This is a genomic window from Sphingomonas sp. 320_CC (genome assembly GCF_059691795.1).
In genome coordinates, this window is record NZ_JCAWAE010000004.1 from 315,482 (window position 1) to 331,918 (window position 16,437).

General features: G+C 64.5%; 13 protein-coding genes and 1 pseudogene. 10 read left to right on the forward strand and 4 right to left on the reverse strand.

Annotated features, from left to right (window positions below; all coding sequences use genetic code 11):
* Nucleotides 1–45 precede the first annotated feature (45 nt).
* Nucleotides 46–2,196: a TonB-dependent siderophore receptor gene (locus AC59GX_RS17105; protein ID WP_426282134.1), complete on the reverse strand. Its 2,151-nt coding sequence runs from the start codon at nt 2,194–2,196 to the stop codon at nt 46–48.
* Between the two features lie 143 nt (nt 2,197–2,339).
* Between AC59GX_RS17105 and AC59GX_RS17110 the strand changes: the two genes are divergently transcribed.
* Nucleotides 2,340–2,681, forward strand: coding sequence for a hypothetical protein (locus AC59GX_RS17110; RefSeq protein WP_056481805.1), 342 nt, complete (start codon nt 2,340–2,342; stop codon nt 2,679–2,681).
* Nucleotides 2,682–2,999: 318 nt separating this feature from the next.
* On the opposite strand, the gene AC59GX_RS17115 is transcribed toward AC59GX_RS17110, so the two are convergent.
* Both AC59GX_RS17115 and AC59GX_RS17120 read right to left on the reverse strand, forming a co-directional pair.
* Nucleotides 3,000–4,652: a Na+/H+ antiporter gene (locus tag AC59GX_RS17115; RefSeq protein WP_426282133.1), complete on the reverse strand. Its 1,653-nt coding sequence runs from the start codon at nt 4,650–4,652 to the stop codon at nt 3,000–3,002.
* Nucleotides 4,653–4,727: 75 nt separating this feature from the next.
* Nucleotides 4,728–5,493: pseudogene (locus AC59GX_RS17120) on the reverse strand (hypothetical protein); the annotation flags it as partial.
* 182 nt (nt 5,494–5,675) lie between these two features.
* Between AC59GX_RS17120 and AC59GX_RS17125 the strand changes: the two are divergent.
* Nucleotides 5,676–6,683 (forward strand): sugar kinase, encoded by a 1,008-nt coding sequence (locus AC59GX_RS17125; protein ID WP_426282132.1) that lies wholly within the window; start codon nt 5,676–5,678, stop codon nt 6,681–6,683.
* A gap of 318 nt (nt 6,684–7,001) precedes the next feature.
* Here AC59GX_RS17125 and AC59GX_RS17130 read toward each other — a convergent pair whose 3' ends face one another.
* Complete coding sequence (locus AC59GX_RS17130; protein WP_497302112.1) at nt 7,002–8,291, reverse strand: N-succinylarginine dihydrolase; 1,290 nt, start codon at nt 8,289–8,291, stop codon at nt 7,002–7,004.
* Nucleotides 8,292–8,608: 317 nt separating this feature from the next.
* On the opposite strand from AC59GX_RS17130, the gene AC59GX_RS17135 reads away from it, so the two are divergent.
* The 8 genes from AC59GX_RS17135 to AC59GX_RS17170 all read left to right on the forward strand — a co-directional run bounded on the left by AC59GX_RS17135 (nt 8,609) and on the right by AC59GX_RS17170 (nt 16,260).
* A complete protein-coding gene (locus tag AC59GX_RS17135; protein WP_426282443.1) occupies nt 8,609–9,595 on the forward strand; it encodes a lytic murein transglycosylase in 987 nt (328 codons plus the stop codon).
* Nucleotides 9,579–10,310, forward strand: a complete 732-nt coding sequence (locus AC59GX_RS17140; protein WP_426282129.1) for a septal ring lytic transglycosylase RlpA family protein — start codon at nt 9,579–9,581, stop codon at nt 10,308–10,310. Before AC59GX_RS17135 ends, AC59GX_RS17140 begins: the two co-directional genes overlap by 17 nt.
* Before the next feature lie 26 nt (nt 10,311–10,336).
* Entirely contained in the window at nt 10,337–11,500 is a 1,164-nt protein-coding gene (locus AC59GX_RS17145; RefSeq protein ID WP_056058791.1) for a D-alanyl-D-alanine carboxypeptidase family protein, read from the forward strand.
* 28 nt (nt 11,501–11,528) lie between these two features.
* Nucleotides 11,529–12,506, forward strand: a complete 978-nt coding sequence (locus AC59GX_RS17150; protein WP_426282128.1) for a DNA polymerase III delta subunit-related protein — start codon at nt 11,529–11,531, stop codon at nt 12,504–12,506.
* Nucleotides 12,507–12,585: 79 nt separating this feature from the next.
* Nucleotides 12,586–14,133 (forward strand): methionine--tRNA ligase, encoded by a 1,548-nt coding sequence (metG, locus tag AC59GX_RS17155; protein WP_426282127.1) that lies wholly within the window; start codon nt 12,586–12,588, stop codon nt 14,131–14,133.
* A complete protein-coding gene (locus AC59GX_RS17160; protein ID WP_426282126.1) occupies nt 14,133–14,909 on the forward strand; it encodes a TatD family hydrolase in 777 nt (258 codons plus the stop codon). Before metG ends, AC59GX_RS17160 begins: the two co-directional genes overlap by 1 nt.
* A complete protein-coding gene (locus tag AC59GX_RS17165) occupies nt 14,906–15,670 on the forward strand; it encodes an MBL fold metallo-hydrolase (RefSeq protein WP_426282124.1) in 765 nt (254 codons plus the stop codon). The genes AC59GX_RS17160 and AC59GX_RS17165 overlap by 4 nt, the downstream gene beginning before the upstream one ends.
* Nucleotides 15,667–16,260 carry a retropepsin-like aspartic protease family protein gene (locus AC59GX_RS17170; protein ID WP_426282123.1) on the forward strand — a complete coding sequence of 198 codons (594 nt, stop codon included), beginning with the start codon at nt 15,667–15,669 and terminating at the stop codon, nt 16,258–16,260. Before AC59GX_RS17165 ends, AC59GX_RS17170 begins: the two co-directional genes overlap by 4 nt.
* Nucleotides 16,261–16,437: the final 177 nt, after the last annotated feature.

The following is a 16,437-nucleotide window of genomic DNA, read 5'->3' on the forward strand; positions in this document are numbered from 1 at the left end:
CGATCCATACCGCGGAGCGGCATCGATCGCGGCAAGGCCGTCAACTCAGAAACGATAGCCGATCGTCGCCTGCACGGTCCGGCGGTTGCCGTACCAGCACCAGTTATAGTTGGCGAAGCACGACGTCAGATACTTCTTGTCGAAGATGTTGGCACCGTTGACGGCGAGGCTAAGCCCGCGCAGCGATGGGGCGAATTTCTCCAGGTCGTAGCGGATCAGCGCGTCATAAACCGTATAGGACGGGCTGTTGCGGCCCGCGGTCTCGCCCGGCGTTACGCCTGCATAGACCTGGTCAACGTGACGCACCGCGCCGCCGATCGTCAGCCCTTCCAAGGCACTGACGGGCGGTGCCCAATCGAGGCCTAGCGACGCACCGCCGCGCCCAACGGTTTCGAGCCCACGTCCGACGCGCGTTGGATCGTTCACATCCTGCGTCACCTTGACGCGCTGACGGCTATAGGCGGCTCGGGCTTTGAAGCCGTACGGCAGCGGCGCGCTACCCTCGAATTCCACGCCCTGCGAGCGGACCTTGCCGGTCTGCGTCGAGACCGAGAACGTCGGCGTTGAGGTCAGCACGTTGGTCTGGTCGATGCGGAACCACGCTCCCGAGAGCAGTATCTGCGTGCCCGGAATCGTGAACTTCGCGCCGGCCTCGAACTGCTTACCAAGCGACGGATCGGCGATGCCGAACGATCCATCGGGACGGAGCACGGTGCCGGCCTGCTGTTCGAACGACGTCGAATAGCTCGCATACGGCGCGAGTCCGAATGGCAGCGTGTAGAGCGCCGCTGCACGGTAGGTGAACTTCTCGTCGTGCTTCGCGGCACCGCCGATCTGTTGCGCGCGCGCCCAGTCCTGACGGCCGCTGAGCACGACGCGAAGCGCGCCGAGCGCCATCTGGTCCTGCGCGTAAAGACCCTGCTGGCGCTGGCGGATCACGGTATAGCCGCCGAACGGGTCCGGCACTGCCGCGACGCTTTGTGGCGGAATGACAGTCCCATAAACTGGGGCGAACCCGTTTAGCGATGGCGCCGAACCGAACGCGAAATCCTCGATCGAATGCGCAACCTGGCGATCCACGCCGAACAGGAGCGTGTGCTTGATCGGGCCGGTCTGGACGGTGCCGGAGAGCTGGTTGTCGAACGTCCAGTTATTGAGCTGCTCGCGGGTCGCGTAGGATGCACGGCTGAAAGTCTGCTGCGTCGGGTCGGTCGTGTCGAGCCCGCCTGCGGTATAGATCAGCCCGAGCGCCGACTTCACATACTGATAGCGACCCGACGAGCGGAATGCCCATCCGCCGCCGAAATCGTGACGGAAGATGTAGGTAAGCGCAGCCTGCTCACGGCTGAAGCGGTTGCCGGCCTCGCCGCCGTCGAAGCTGGTCGGCAACTTGCCGTTGGGGTTGGCAAGCAACGTGCCGCTGGCGGGAAACACGCCGTAGTCGCCGTTGTATGGATCATGCGAGTAGGCGCCGAGCAGCGTGAAGCTGGTCGAGCTGCCCGCACCCGCCGTTACTGCGCCCGAGATCGTCTGGCGCTCGCGCTTGCCGAACTTCTGCTGCGTGTCGGCACCGTTCGCGCTGCCGTTGATCCGCCAGAGGACGCCTTCGCCCGCTCGGCCACCGATATCGGCATCGATGCGGTAGAGATCGTAGTTGCCGTAGGTGCCGCTGATCGCCCCGTAAAGCGCCTGGTCGAGCGGGAGCTTGCTCGATTCGGCGACCAGGCCACCGGGGCTCGACTGGCCGTACAATACCGATGCGGGGCCCTTGATGACTTCGATCCGGTCGAGCCGGGAGACGTCGACCTGTGGCACCGCATAGCCCGACGGGCTGCCGAACTGCTTCAGGCCATCGAGATAGACCGGGGCATCGAAGCCGCGTAGCTTGAACTGATCATAGACCTCGCCGCTCGACCCGCGCGTTTCGGGGGTCACGCCAGCAACGAACCGGAGCGCCTGGTTGAGGTTCTGCAAACTGCGTCCGGCAATATCGTCGGCGGTGATGACGGTGATCGACTGCGGCGTCTCGGCGAGCGGCGTATCGGTCTTGGTCCCGGAGGACGCCTGGTCTCGCGGATGCTGTCCGGTAACGACGATCACGTCCGAGGCGTCTTCGTGCAAAGTCTGCGCATAGCCCGGCGCGGCGGCGAAAGCCGCGGAGCCCAGCAGGATGGCGATGCCAAGACGACGTGTCATATGATTCCCTTTACGTTATCGCGCCCCGCTAATGTTTTTGATAACTATTATCAATAGCCGCGTTCCGACCGAGCCACATAGCGCTTGCCTCTGCGGCAATATGGCAACACCAGCCACGGAACGTAACGTGATGGACGACAGACATGAGCGGCAAGATACTAGCGGTCGAGATTGCGACGGCGGGGGACGCATCCTGGTTCGAGAAGCATCCCGATCGCCGGCTACGGATCCGCAACATGGTGATGGGCGAGTTCGGCGACGTGAGCGGCGAGCCTCCGGTCGGCATGGCGTGGCGAACGATCGTCCTGGAAGCGCAGCCTGGCGCCCGTAGCCGCCAAGCGATCGCACTCCCGATCGGCACGGATGTCGAGTCGTTCGATGACGACGATCTCTTCGATCTATTCCGGCGCGTAGCTCCGCCCGGCGCGCGGAAAATGATCGCAGCATTGCGCCAGGTTAAGTTGCCCGGCACGCCCGAAACCTAACTCCGTCTCGCGCGGTTTAGCACCATGCTTATTGGAACAAATATCGGGCAAAGCGAGGCTTTCCCGTGGTGGACTGCGCTTCTAACTTCGCCGCCGCCTGCTAGCTTGAGTGACAGTGACGCGCTGCCGAAGGGCGCTGCGTCCTCGGTGCCCTGCCCGGATACGAGAGTGTCGCACGGACGGGCGGGGCACCTCGTTCATTTCTAATTCACCTTCGAACGGCATATCGCGAAGTAGAGGCATCGCCCAAGTAACGCGTACCTTCAGCGCCCCGTCGGTTTCAGTCACACGGACGGACGGGGCGCTATTTCGCTCCGGTTAAGCCAAGCCCTGCCGCGACAACCGCGCATCGATCAGGTCGAGCTCGCGCCCGAGTTGCTCCGCTAGTTCGACGCCAATCTCCCGGCGTCGTGCAAGGTCGAAGATCGCGTTGCGCTCAGCCCGCACCGCCGCAAGCCGCATGTCGCGTTCGATCTTGACGTCGCCCTGCCGCGCGCGGTCCTCCGGCCGTGACGACAGGCTATCGATGCGTTCGCGGTACTGGTCCATCAAGCGCGCCGCGACATCGGTGAAACGATCGGGATCGTCACGCCCCTCGGCCATCCGATGTTGAACACGGTCGAGTTCGGCGATCGCGGCGTTGGCAGCGACCAGCCGAGCCTGATCGCGCGCGGCACCGATGCCGGTTTCGGGCGGCAGGCTGAGGCCCCGCAGCAGCAACGGCAGCGCTACTGCGGCAATGACCAGCGACGACAGGATGACGCCCGACGCAAGGAAGATAACGAGATCGCGCGCCGGGAAGGGCGTACCGTCGGCGAGGCTCAACGGCAGCGTAAGCGCGCCTGCCAAGGTGATGGCACCACGCGCGCCGGCGCACGACATCGCCGCGATGATGCGCCGTGGTGGGCTTTCGCCCGCGGTCGTATCGTTGCGCCGCCGTGCTCGAAGAAGCGTGAACTGGAGCGAAACCCAGACCCAGCCGTAGCGAAGGATCGCCAACCCGGCGACGACGGCAATGACATAGACGGCCAACCAACACGGGCTGACGTGCCCGGTCGACGTCACGGTGTCGCGGGCGCGAACGAACACCTCGGGCAGTTGCTCGCCGAGCAGCACGAAGATCACGCCGTTCAGGGTGAACTGCAGCATGTCCCACACCGCGCGCCTGCGGATGCGCGTTCCGGCGGCGACCGCGGTGGTCGCGTCGGCAAAGGTCATCGCGATACCAGCCGCAGCGGCAGCGAGAACGCCAGACGCGTGGATATGTTCGGCCAGTAAATAGGCGGCGAACGGGATCAGCAGGCTGACGAGGATATTCGATCCGGCCTCGTCGCCGAACCGTCGTGCGAAGGCGCTCTTCGTCGCGACGATGCCGAGCGCAACGCCGACGCCGATCGCGACGCCCGCAATCGCCATCCACGCGAACGTCGCGGCGGCATCGGCGAACGAGAAGGTGCCGGTCAGTACGGCGGCGATCGCAAAGCGGACGCAGACCAGACCGGACGCGTCGTTCAACAACGCCTCGCCCTCAAGGATATGCATCATCCGCTTCGGAATCGGCGCGTTCTGGGCGACCGCGGAGACGGCGATAGGATCGGTCGGCGACACTACCGCTGCGAGCGCGAACGCGACGCCGAGCGGCATCGCCGGGATCAGCCAGTGCACGAACAAGCCCATGCCCAGCACGGTGAGGAAGACGAGCCCCAGTGCGAGTCCCAACACCGCTCCGCGATCGCGAAAGAGTTCGTCCTTGGGAATGCGCCAGCCATCGAGGAATAGGAGCGGCGGCACGAGCAACAGGAAGAAGAGTTCGGGATCGAGTTCGACCCGGACATGCGCAACCATGCCGATGAGTGCGCCGAGCGCGATCTGCACCAGCGGACGCGGCAGCGCCGACGGCAGCATGCGCGACGCGATGCCGCTGACCACGACGGCAAGCAACAGAAACAGGCACAAGGTCACAATCTGCAAACCGGACTCCCCAAGGTTTTGGACGCGCGGCAGGCACGCAGGCGCGCGATCAACAGGACCGGCAGGTATTCTCGATCAGATAGCAGAGAATCGGAAATTTCGGAAGCGTGCGCTACCTTTCCCCACAGCGTCTACGCCGTCCGCAGCACCACGCAGCCGCCGCGGACGTCGTGGTGGTAACCCGACACTTCCATCCCGCGATCGAACCGATGCCAGGTTCGGCCGCCGTCGCCGCTCATGGCGTACGTCACGATGTGGCGATTGTTGGTCACGTGGATCTGCATCGAACGACCATGCGGGTTGGCGGGGCGGCCGCGCTGGGCGCCATATTGATGCGTGACGAAACGATCGCCGTCGAGGCCAAGACCGCAATAAAGCTTGTCGTCGTAGAACAGGAGGAGCCCAGCAGTGGTGCCGGGAGTCGCATTCGAAACGGTACCGCGTATCCCCGGCGATCAGCACAGCGGAGATGAGTTCACAGGCACGGAGCCGTTAGCGGCGAGGGTCAGCGTGTTGCCGGAGATCGATGCGCGCTTTGCCTCGTTTGGACGTGGGCGAAAAAACTCCATCTCGTGCCAAGCGCGAGCTTCTCAAAATTGTCGGATTCGCTTGGCCGTGCGAGACTGCGGCGCCACCCTTTGGCTTGGTGAGCGGCATCCAGAGCTCGCCGCCCTTCATGCTGAACTAGCCGTCGGCGGTCCATTCGGGGCGCTCGGATGAGAAGCCGTCGACGATCCAGTCTTCTGGGTAGCCCAAGGATCATAGACTTTTCGACAGAGCCGACCGTCGAAAGGCCGTCGGCTGCAAGGCGGATACGATCGACGCCCGGGAGGAAGAGCCACATCCTCGCCATCGATGGCGGCTGGCTCGCTCGGTGACGTTCGTCCCGGCACGGAAGCGGGGGCCAGTCTCACGCTAACGGGAAGGGGCTTCCGCTGGCGTATCCATCGTGGCACGCACGCTCCACCACGACCAAGCAAAGGCCTTCCTCCCTTTGCTGGGCGGATCAGACGAAGGGGTAATATGACGAAATTCCTGGCGTTCGGCGAGATCATGTTACGGCTTTCCCCGCCGGGTCGCGAGTTGCTGTTGCAGACCCCGAAGCTCGACGTTTGGGTCGCAGGCGCCGAGGCGAACGTCGTAACGCAGCTTGCACGGCTCGGCCACGACGTCGGGATGGCAACGATGGTCCCCGACAACGATCTCGGCCGCGCGGCGATAACGACGTTGCGTGGACACGGTGTCGACACGTCGACGATCACCCTGGGCGGCGACCGGATGGGGCTGTATTTCGTGACGTCGGGCGCAGGCCTTCGCGCCACCGAAGTCATCTACGACCGGGCCTGGTCGTCGTTCGCGGAGGCACCTGCTGACACCTGGGACTGGACTTCGCTGCTCGACGGCGTCGATCGGCTGCATCTGTCCGGCATCACCCCGGCGCTCGGCCCGGTCCCGGCGGAGGCTGCGCTGGCCGCGGTTCGTGCCGCGACCGAACGCGGAATTGCGGTCTCGTTCGACGGCAATTGGCGCGGCAAGCTGTGGGAACGGTGGGACTCGAACCCGCGCGCGATCCTGACGCAACTCGTCGAGCATGCGGACCTGATGTTCGGCAATCACCGCGACATCGCCCTGCTGCTCGATCGCGACTTCTCCGGCGAGGCCGAGGATCGCCGGCGCGAGGCGACGGAGGCGGCGTTCGCCGCGTTTCCTCGCTTGCAGATGATCGCGTCGACCGCGCGTCATGTCGAACACGTCGACCTCCACCGCCTTTCCGCGAGGATCGATACGCGCGACGCTAGCGTTCAGACCGACGAGGTCGTGCTGGCCGGTATCGTCGATCGGATCGGCGGCGGCGACGCGTTCGCGGCGGGTATCCTGCATGGCCTGCGGTCGGGCAAGGACTTCGCCGAAACCGCGCGCATCGGCTTGGCGCTCGCGGCGCTGAAACATTCGTTGCCGGGCGATGCGAGCCTGTTCCGCCAAGCGGATATCGACGCATACCTGGCCGGCGGCCTCGATGTCCGGCGATGATGGCTGAACGCTTGGGGCGGCGATAGGCGCTAATTCGTCCAATGGCGCTGGGGCGAATGCGTCGTGCTCGGTGCGTTGCCGAACGCGCCGCGCACCGCAGCGCTCTACGGCCTGTCGAAGCGCGCGTATAACGGCACGCTCTATTACGAGGACAAGACGTTCAGCGCGCGCGGATCCGTCGGCTATCGCAGTCCGTACAACGACGGCAGTTCGGCGACGGGCAACCTGTTCGAGGGGTATGATTCGACCCTGAACGTCGGTGTAGTCTGGATCCGAAAGCGACCCGGTGGCGCACTCGTGGCGAGAGTGCGCCACCGATCAGATCTCGTCAGGGCTGAAACCGAGCGCTGTGGTCAAGGCCGAGCGGGCACGGAGACACTGCTCCCAAAGATGTGGATTACCCAGATCATCGGGCGCAATCGCTTCGGGCCATTCGCGCGCAATGACGGCCTCGATCCGGTCACAGGCCGCACCATCGAGCAGGAAGCGGCGATCGATCGCCGCAAACGCTTCCGCATCGACCTGAACGCGAAGCCGGAGACACGCGGGACCGCCGCCGTTGCGCATCGATTCGCGGACGTCGACGATCTGCAGTCGGGTGATCGGCCCCCCGGCTGCGATCAATTCCGACAGCCAAGTCCAGACGTCGGCATGCTCACGTGCTTCGGCCGGCAGGACAAGGGTCATTCCCCCATCCGGCATCGTGACCAGCTGGGAATTGAACAGATATGTCCGGATCGCCGTGTCGAGGCTCACGCGATCTGCCGGAACCTCGACGACCACCGCGTCGGGGACGAGCGCCGCCACCGCATCGTACAGCGCGCGAGGATCGGCGAACGCCTGCTCATGTGCGAACAGGACGTGACCGTTAGCCACCACAACCACGTCATTATGGAAAGCACCCGCCGCGATCGCCGCCGCGCTTTGCCGAACCATCAGCGTATGGCCGGGATCGAGGCCGTGGCGGCGTGCGACCGCCTCGCTCGCGCTGCGGTGCTGACGCGAGGGGAAGCCACCCGCCTGACCCTCGCCATAGACGAACATCTCTACCGCAGCGCCGCCTGCGGGCGAGACCAGCCGCATGAAGTTGGCTGCGCCTTCATCCCCGAATGCGGCGGGCAGGGGGGGATGCACCCGGAAATACCGCGCGTCCGAAAACGCGAGGCGGAGTTGTCGTTCGGTCTGCACCGCCTCGATCGCGCGGTGCGGCATCGTCGACAGGTTCGCGACCGAGATATGGCAAAGGCCGTCACGGGTGTCGGTCGCCGGGGAAACCGTGCCCGCATTCGCGGTCCACATCGAAGACGCCGACATCGCGTTGGCAACGAGCGCTCTGTCGGCAGCCCACGCGGACGCCAGGACTTCCGCATCGGATCCCGCGAAACCTAGCGTCCTCAACCAATCGACTTGGGGCCTGACGTGCGGCAGGAAGATGCCTTGCTTCAGCCCCATGGCTATCAGCCGACGCATCTTGCCCATGCCCTGAAGCGCGGCAAGACGCGGGGCGGACACCGCACCGGCGTTGGCGGACGACGCACGGTTGCCGATCGAGAGCCCCGCATAATTATGCGTCGGACCGACGATTCCATCGAAATTGACTTCGATCACGGCATTACTCCTCGTCCCGTCGGTCTCAGTGTTTGCCACCGCCGTCCCGCGAATGGCAGGCCGATAGCCGGAATTGCCGACAGGGTAAAAGGTGCCGTGCCCGATGAAGGATAGCTATTAGGCGGTGCCAGCGGTCTCGAGCGACGGGGCGGGGTCGTGCGATACGCTTCCGCTCCGCGCGATCAAGCGCCTGTGCGTGGCAACCGTGCGACGGTGCGAGGTTCCGATCCGCTGGTGTCTGTGGCACATCCTTCGGCATGGGTGGGGTAACACGAGCAGCGACTTGGCTGCGCAACGGCGCTTTCGGTGCGATCGCAATGCTGTCCGTCGGCGGACCGGCGGTCGCGCAGGACGACGCAGGGTTTCAGTCGTACATGCGCGAACTGCGTCAGCAGGCGCTGGCCGATGGTGTCAGCGCGCGTACGGCGGATGCGGTCTTTCCGACGCTGACGCTCAACCCCCGCGTGATCGAACTCGACCGAGCACAGCCGGGCGCGACGAACTCCAGCGCGATACCCGCCTTCGCGCCGTATCGAACCCAGCATGTCGACGCGGCGAGGATCGCTCGCGGTCGCCAGACCTATCAGGCGCAACGCTATCGACTGCAGCGGATCGAGCAGCAGACCGGTGTTCCCGAATCGGTGATGGTCGCGATCTGGGGCCATGAGACGAACTACGGCAGCTATACGGGCGACTTCGATCTCCTGCGATCGCTCGCGAGCCTCGCCTATGAAGGCCGTCGGAGGTCGCTGTTCGCGGGCGAGTTCATTGCTGGATTGAAGATGCTCGATCGCGGCGTGACGCGGTCGCAATTGAAGGGAAGCTGGGCAGGGGCCATGGGCAACCCGCAGTTCCTGCCGTCCATCTACCTGCGGATCGCGCGAGACGGCGATGGCGACGGCCGTGCGGATATATGGAACAGCCCCGCCGACACGCTCGCGTCGATCGGCAACTATTTCGTCGACGCCGGCTGGCGCGCTGGTCAGCCCTGGGGGGTCGCGGTCAACGTGCCCGCCGGGTTCGATCGATCGCAGGTCCGCAACCGCCTCGTCTCGCCGCGCTGCCCGCGCGTGTTCGAACGGCATAGCGGCTGGCGGACCATCGCCGAGTGGCGCACCCTGGGGGTCAGCCCGCAGAGCGGTCGGTCGCTGGACGGTTCGGTGATGGCGACGTTGCTCGAACCGGATGGCCCAGGGGCGACGGCGTATCTGTTGACCAGCAACTACCGCGTGATCCTCGATTACAATTGCTCGAATTTCTATGCGCTGTCGGTCGGATTGCTGGCCGATGCGGTCGAGCGCTAGGGCCCTGAGCCTGGCGTTCGCGCTCGCCGCCTGTGGTCACGCGCGCGAAAGCGGTGGCGCGATCCTGTCGGCTGGCGGCGGACTGTACGGCAGCTATCAGGATACCGGCACGGCAAGCTTGTACGGCGACGAATTGTCGGGCAACCGCACGGCATCGGGCGAAGCGTTCGATCCGGATGCGATGACCGCGGCGCATCGCACGCTGCCGCTCGGGTCTTTCGTCGAAGTCACCTCGATCGAGACCGGCCGGTCGATCTTGGTCCGCATCAACGATCGCGGTCCCGGTCGTCGTGATCGGATGATCGACCTGTCCCGTGCCGCGGCGCACATGCTCGGCACCGACCGCCATCAGGTCGCAACAGTCCGTATCCGTGCGATCGTGCCGTCCATTCGGGATGCCTCACTGCTTCGTGCGGGTAAGGCGGTCGCCCTGCAACCCGCCGCCTATACCCGCGCGATGAGCATCCACACCCTGCCGTCTCGTGCACCGGTGACGCTGGTACCCGGCCGTCGGTATCGGCTGCAGGTCGCGACCTTCTCGAACGAAGCGCGCGCGACCGCATTGGCCAAACGCCTCGATGCCGACGTGGTCGAAGGCGGTGGCCTGTACCGCGTCCGCATCGGCCCGTTCAAAGATGCTATCAGCCTGCAACGCGCGCGTGACGCGGTCGCCGAGCGCGGCTATGGCGATGCCCAGGTCCTGCCCACGGATTGAGTTCCCTTTTGCTCACGGAATACCCCATGAAGAAGCTGATCGTCGCACCGCTTGCCGCCCTCGCGCTGGCGCATCCGTCCATCGCCGCTGCGCCGCAGTTCCAGACCGCCGCGCCGATCGCGTACATGGAAGACCTGTCCTCCGGCGCGGTGTTGTTCTCGCGTGATGCCGACCGCCGCATGCCGCCGGCGTCGCTCGCCAAGATGATGACGGTCTATGTCGCGTTCGACATGGTCAAGAAGGGCGAGTTGAAGCTCGACCAGATGATGACCGTGCGCCCCGAGACCTGGGCGAAATGGCATGGCCCGACCGCCGGTTCGACGATGTTCCTGTCGTCCGGTGAGAACGTCAGCGTCGCCAACCTGCTTTACGGCATCGTCACGCTATCGGGTAACGACGCGTGCATCGTGCTTGCCGAAGGGATCTCCGGTTCGGAGCAGGCATTCACCGAGCGGATGAACCGCAAGGCAGCCGAACTCGGCCTCAAGGACAGCCATTTCGGTACCGCGAACGGTTGGCCCGACAACGGCGTCACCTACGTCACTGCACATGACCTTGCCGAACTCGCCGCCGCGACGATCAACAACTATCCAGACCTCTACAAGCAGTTCTACTCGAAGCGCGACTTCACCTGGGGCAAGACGATGGGCGGCAGCGCCATCACCCAGGCAAACCGCGATCCGATCCTTGGTCGTGTCGCCGGTGCCGATGGCTTGAAGACCGGGCATACCGAGGAGGCAGGCTACGGCTTCACCGGCTCGGCCGTGCAAAACGGGCGTCGCCTGGTCATGGTCGTCGCCGGCCTGACAAGCGCGGGGCAGCGCGCAGAAGAATCAGTGCGGTTCATGGAGTGGGGCTTTCGCGCATGGCAGTCGAAGCCGATCGTCGCCAAGGGCAAGAAGGTCGAGACCGCAGCGGTCCAGCTCGGCGATGCCTCGTCGGTCGGTCTCGTCGCGCCCAAGGCACTGACCGTGACTTTGCCCGCCGGTACCTCGCCGAACCTTACTGCGAAGGTCGTGTACGAGGGCCCGATCAAGGCGCCGATCAAGGCTGGCCAGCACATCGCCGACCTCGTCGTAACGACGTCGGACGGCCTGCAGCAGCGCATGCCGCTAGTCGCAGACAAGGATGTTGCCGTAGCCGGCTTCTTCGGACGTGCCTGGGCTGGCCTGACCGGGTTCTTCGGATGACGATGCATGTCCCGGACGCGCGACGGGCATGACTGAGATATTCGGCAACGCCGCCGCGCAGTCCGCTTTCCTTGCGGCGATGCGTGGCGGCGCGCTGCATCACGCCTGGCTGCTGACCGGACCGCAAGGCGTCGGCAAGGCGAGTTTCGCGCGGCTGGCGGCGATGCGGATGCTGGCTGACGGCGCCAATCCCGATGCCACTCCGGCTGGGTTCGACGTGCCGCAGGGCGACCGCACGCGGTCGTTGATCGAGGCGGGGTCTCACCCGGACTACCGTGTGCTCGCGCGTCTTCCAAAGGATCCGGAGAAACCCGACCAGGACCTGGCGCGAAGCATCACCATCGCGCAGGTCCGCACGCTCCAGCCGCTGTTCGCGACGACGCCGTCGATGAGTGCGCGCCGCGTGGTGGTGATCGATGCGATTGACGATCTCGAACGCGGCGGTGCCAATGCGTTGCTCAAGAACCTCGAGGAGCCGCCCGCTGGAACGATCTTCCTGCTCGTCAGCCACGCGCCCGGGCGACTGCTGCCGACGATCCGGTCGCGGTGCCGATTGCTGCGGTTCGAAGCACTGGGTCAAGACGAGGTGACGAAAGCGATCCGCGCACTCCGCCCCGAAGCGGATGACGAAGAGGTCGCCGCGCTCGTCCGTGCCAGCGACGGGGCGCCGGGGCGGGCGCTACGCTATGCCGGCCTGGACATCGCCGGCATCGACAGCGCGCTTGCCGAGATCGCGCGCGACGGTGACCGTGATAATGGCCGACGCCTGAAACTGGCGAAAGCGCTGGGGAGCAAGACGTCGCAACCGCGATACGAGGCGTTCCTGGACCGCGCGCAAGCCTTTGTCGCCGACCAGGCGCGCACGCGATCCGGACCCGCTTTGCGTACCGCGCTCGATGCCCATGCGGCTGCGCGAGATCTTGCCGGCGCGGCGGTTGGACTTTCGCTGGATGCGCAGGCGACCGTCTTCGAAATGGCCGGGATCGTCGCGTCGCTGCGTCAGTAAGCGGCGGAATCGCACAAGCGTCCCGGTGGGGTCTTAGCGTGGGCTTCACCTGATCGGACCGATGCTCTAGGAGCGCGGCATGGCCGACCCCTTTTATATCACCACCGCGATCCACTATCCCAATGGCCGTCCGCATATCGGCCATGCCTATGAGATGATCGCCGCCGACGCGATCGCCCGGTTCCAGCGTCAAGCGGGACGCGACGTGCTGTTCCAGACCGGTACCGACGAGCATGGTCTGAAGATGGCGCAGGCCGCGCGGGACCGAGGCATTCCGGTACGCGCATTCGCAGACGAGATGTCGTCGCATTTCAGCGTGATGGCCGATCGTCTTGGCATTTCCTATGACCGTTTCATTCGTACCGTGGACGCGGATCACTATGCCGCAAGCCGTGCCATCTGGCAGGCTATGGCGGACTCGGGCGATCTGTATCTCGATCGCTACGAGGGCTGGTATTCGGTTCGCGACGAGGCGTTCTATGATGAATCCGAACTGACCGGGGAGGGCGATGATCGCCGTTCGCCGCAAGGTACGCCGGTCGAATGGACCGCCGAGGAAACGTGGTTCTTCCGCCTGTCGAAATATCAGCAGCCGCTGCTCGATCTCTACGCCGCCAACCCGGACTTTATTCGCCCCGAAAGCCGCCGCAACGAGGTGATGCGCTTCGTCGAGGGTGGCCTGAAGGATCTGTCGGTGTCGCGTACCAGCTTTGACTGGGGCGTGCCGGTGCCCGACAGCCCCGGCCACGTCATGTATGTGTGGGTCGACGCGCTGACGAACTATCTGACCGGTATCGGTTATCCCGACATGGCGGGCGACAAGGCGAAGTTCTGGCCCGCCGATATCCATTTGATCGGCAAGGATATCGTCCGGTTCCACGCGGTGTACTGGCCCGCGTTCCTGCTGTCCGCGAACATTCCGCTGCCGAAAAGCGTGTTCGGTCACGGCTTCCTGCTCACACGCGGGGAAAAGATGTCCAAGTCGGTCGGCAACGTCGTCGATCCGATGGCGTTGGCGGACGCGTTCGGCGTTGACGCCCTGCGGTATTTCTTCCTGCGGGAGGTCAGCTTCGGTCAGGACGGGAGCTATTCTCCCGAGGCGATCGTGACCCGTGTGAACGCCGAACTGGCGAACAGCTTCGGCAATCTGGCGCAGCGGACTTTGTCCTTCATCGCCAAGAACTTGGAAGGCGTGTTTCCCTCTGCTGGCACGGTCCAGGAGGCGGATGGCATTTTGATCGAGGAGGTCATCGTCGCATGTGCGGGCTTCAAGGCAGGGTTTACGGATCTGGCCTTGTCGCAGGGTATCGAGGCCTGGATGCGGGGCGTGTTCGCTTGCAACCAGTATATCGACGCACAGGCGCCCTGGGCACTGCGCAAGACCGATCCCGACCGGATGCACGCCGTGTTGCGTACGCTGGTGCGCGCGATCCGCATGCTGGCGATCGCGATCCTGCCGGTCGTGCCGGACTCCGCCGGTAAAGTGCTCGATCAGATTGGCGCGGTCGAGCGCGATCATGCCGCGATCGACGATGATCGCTGGTACGACCGGGTGGCTGCGTCCGACTTCCGGATTACGCCACCATCCCCCGTCTTCCCCCGTCTCGAACTGCCCGCGGAGGCCTGATGCTCGCCGACAGCCATTGCCACCTCAACTACAAGGGGCTCGTCGAGGATCAGCAAGCCGTACTTGCCCGCGCGCGCGCGCGGGGGGTGACGGCGATGCTCAACATCTCGACCCGTGAGAGCGAGTGGGATGATATCGTCGCGACCGCCGAGCGCGAGCCCGACGTCTGGGCAACGATCGGCATCCATCCGAACGAGGCGGACACCTATCCCGATGTCGATGCCGCCAAGCTGATCGAGCGGGCACGGCATCCTCGTGTGGTGGGGCTGGGCGAAAGTGGCCTGGACTACTTCCGCGACACGTCGGACCGCGCCCGCCAGCAAGCGAGCTTTCGCGCGCACATAACGGCATCGCGCGAGACCGGGTTGCCGATCGTCGTCCACACACGCGATGCCGAGGACGATACCGCTGCGATCATGGCAGAGGAAATGGGGAAGGGGGCCTATCCCGGCGTCATCCACTGTTTCACCGCAAGCGGAGCTTTCGCCGACAAGGCGTTGGACATGGGCCTTTATATTTCGATATCGGGTATCGTCACCTTCAAGAACGCACGTGATCTGCAAGAGACGGCCGCGCGCTTGCCCATCGAGAGGTTTCTGATCGAGACCGACGCACCGTTTCTCGCGCCGGTCCCGCATCGTGGCAAGACCGGAGAGCCGGGCTTCGTCGCCGACACGGCGAAATTCCTGGCCGACTTGCGCGGTGAGGATGTCGAAGACTTATCGCGCCGTACGGCCGAGAATTTCCACACGCTGTTCGGCAAGACGCGCGCATGAGAATCACGATTCTCGGATCGGGCACGTCGTCCGGCGTCCCGCGGATCGGCAACGACTGGGGCGATTGCGATCCTGCCGAACCACGCAACCGCCGCACGCGCGCGTCCGCGCTGATCGAGCATGATGGTACGCGCATCCTGATCGACACCAGCCCGGACATGCGCGAGCAACTTCTCGCGGCCGACGTCGACCGGGTCGACGCCGTTATCTGGACGCACGATCACGCGGACCACTGCCACGGTATCGACGACCTGCGCCAGCTCTACCACGCCGCGGGAACGCCGGTACGCGGCTATGCGCGACCCGCCACGCTCGCGGCGCTGGACTCGCGCTTCACCTACGCATTCCATGGCCGAGCCGGCTACCCGCCGACGATCGCGGCAGAAACGCTACCCGATCGGCTGACGATAGGCGGAATCGAAATTCGCGTTACCGATCAACCTCACGGTAACATCCACGCGGCTGGATTGCGGTTCGAAGCGGGTGGCGCTTCGATCGGATATGCTACCGATTTCAATATCATGACCGACGATATGGCCAGGCTTTACGAAGACCTCGACGTCTGGGTCGTCGATGCGTTGCGACGACGACCGCATCCAACACATATGGAATTGCCGGCCGTGCTTGGATGGGTCGACCGACTGCGGCCGGGGCGAACCGCGCTTATCCATATGGACCACAGCATGGACTATGCGAGCTTGATCGCCGAACTTCCGAAGGGTGTCGAGCCTGGTTATGACGGGCTCGTACTCGACGCATGACCGCAGACCGTGCAGCCCAGTTCGCGCTGTACGCCGTGATGCTGATCCTGCCGCTTTCGGCGCTGGTTGCTAGGCGAAGCGCCGTCAAGCCGATGCTCAAGATGGCGCTGGCATGGGTAGGCATCTTCGCCGTCGGTCTCCTGATTGCGAGCCAACGCGATCGACTGTCCGGCGTCATTGCGATGTTCGACGATCAACAGGTCAGCGGAACCGAAACGCGCATACGCATGGCAGACGACGGTCATTTCTGGGCGAACGTGGAGATCAACGGGGTCGGTCGGCGCATGCTGATCGATAGCGGTGCCACGACGACGGCATTGTCGATGCAGACTGCCAAGGCGGCCGGCCTCGATCTCGGTGAAAGTCCGTTTCCCGTAATTCTATCAACCGCCAACGGCCAGGTCACCGCACGGTCGGCGACCGCGAAACGCGTAGTCGTCGGCAATATCGTCATGACCGACTTGGGAATCGTGACGTCGCCGGCTTTCGAAGAGACGGACATTCTCGGCATGAACTTTCTGTCGCGGCTGGGTTCGTGGCGGGTCGTCGGAAAGACGCTGATCCTATCGCCACCGCCATCGCATATTTAACATAATGTATATTATCGATCTGCGACAAATTTCGGATGATTTCCGGGTTGTTCCAAGGTGCCTAGGTAACCTGAACAGCTTACGTATAATGACGACGCCCTAATCGTCATAAGCGATCGTCCCTGGCTCAGCGTATGCGGTTCAATGGTGAACGCTGCTAGATGCCGTGTGAAGAGC

Coding starts and splice junctions, on each gene's coding strand:
- AC59GX_RS17170 (WP_426282123.1), top strand. CDS start 15,667: ATGACCGCAGACCGTGCAGCCCAGTTCGCGCTGTACGCCGTGATGCTG.
- AC59GX_RS17140 (WP_426282129.1), top strand. CDS start 9,579: ATGCGGTCGAGCGCTAGGGCCCTGAGCCTGGCGTTCGCGCTCGCCGCC.
- AC59GX_RS17150 (WP_426282128.1), top strand. CDS start 11,529: ATGACTGAGATATTCGGCAACGCCGCCGCGCAGTCCGCTTTCCTTGCG.
- AC59GX_RS17125 (WP_426282132.1), top strand. CDS start 5,676: ATGACGAAATTCCTGGCGTTCGGCGAGATCATGTTACGGCTTTCCCCG.
- metG (WP_426282127.1), top strand. CDS start 12,586: ATGGCCGACCCCTTTTATATCACCACCGCGATCCACTATCCCAATGGC.
- AC59GX_RS17165 (WP_426282124.1), top strand. CDS start 14,906: ATGAGAATCACGATTCTCGGATCGGGCACGTCGTCCGGCGTCCCGCGG.
- AC59GX_RS17135 (WP_426282443.1), top strand. CDS start 8,609: ATGCTGTCCGTCGGCGGACCGGCGGTCGCGCAGGACGACGCAGGGTTT.
- AC59GX_RS17105 (WP_426282134.1), bottom strand. CDS start 2,196: ATGACACGTCGTCTTGGCATCGCCATCCTGCTGGGCTCCGCGGCTTTC.
- AC59GX_RS17160 (WP_426282126.1), top strand. CDS start 14,133: ATGCTCGCCGACAGCCATTGCCACCTCAACTACAAGGGGCTCGTCGAG.
- AC59GX_RS17145 (WP_056058791.1), top strand. CDS start 10,337: ATGAAGAAGCTGATCGTCGCACCGCTTGCCGCCCTCGCGCTGGCGCAT.
- AC59GX_RS17110 (WP_056481805.1), top strand. CDS start 2,340: ATGAGCGGCAAGATACTAGCGGTCGAGATTGCGACGGCGGGGGACGCA.